2 pseudogenes are annotated in these 772 nt (G+C 52.2%); both read left to right on the forward strand.

Features of this window, described 5'->3' with window-relative positions:
• Positions 1–32: 32 nt before the first annotated feature.
• Positions 33–588 (forward strand): annotated as a pseudogene (gene kdsC, locus FDX22_RS20560) (3-deoxy-manno-octulosonate-8-phosphatase KdsC).
• Positions 585–772 (forward strand): annotated as a pseudogene (locus FDX22_RS31595) (hypothetical protein); the annotation flags it as partial. The pseudogenes kdsC and FDX22_RS31595, both read left to right, overlap by 4 nt.

Below are 772 nucleotides of genomic sequence, written 5' to 3' on the forward strand. Positions count from 1 at the left end.
GGTGTAGTGTAAGAAACTCAAGGATAAAGAAAATGAGTAAAGCAGGTGCGTCGCTTGCGACCTGTTATGGACCCGTCAGCACTGACGTCATCACCAGGGCAGAAAACATCCGTCTGCTGATCCTTGATGTGGATGGCGTACTGTCTGATGGCCTGATTTATATGGGCAACAACGGCGAAGAGCTCAAGGCGTTTAACGTCCGTGATGGCTACGGAATTCGTTGTGCGCTCACTTCCGGTATCGAGGTTGCTATTATTACCGGACGAAAGGCTAAACTTGTAGAAGACCGCTGTAACACGTTGGGGATTACCCATCNAGTCGGACAAACTGGTTGCCTTTGGCGATCTGCTTAGCAAACTGGCGATCGCGCCTGAGAATGTGGCGTATGTTGGCGATGATCTGATCGACTGGCCGGTGATGGCAAAAGTGGGATTAAGCGTAGCGGTAGCGGATGCTCATCCGTTGCTGATCCCGCGGGCCGATTACGTCACCCGTATCGACGGGGGACGCGGCGCAGTGCGCGAAGTCTGCGACTTATTACTGCTGGCGCAGGGCAAACTGGATGAGGCCAAAGGGCAATCGATATGAGCAAAACCAGACGTTGGGTTATCATTCTACTGTCGCTGGCCGTCCTTGTGCTGATCGGTATTAACNTGTCCTTGTGATGATTGGTATTAACCTGGCAGACAAAGACGACACCGCTCAGGTTGTCGTTAATAACAACGAGCCAACCTATAAGAGCGAGCATACCGACACCGTCGTGTACAGCCCT

Origin of the sequence: Citrobacter sp. TBCS-14, from assembly GCF_005280805.1 — a bacterium.
In the GTDB taxonomy this organism is placed as follows: Bacteria; Pseudomonadota; Gammaproteobacteria; order Enterobacterales; family Enterobacteriaceae; genus Citrobacter; species Citrobacter gillenii.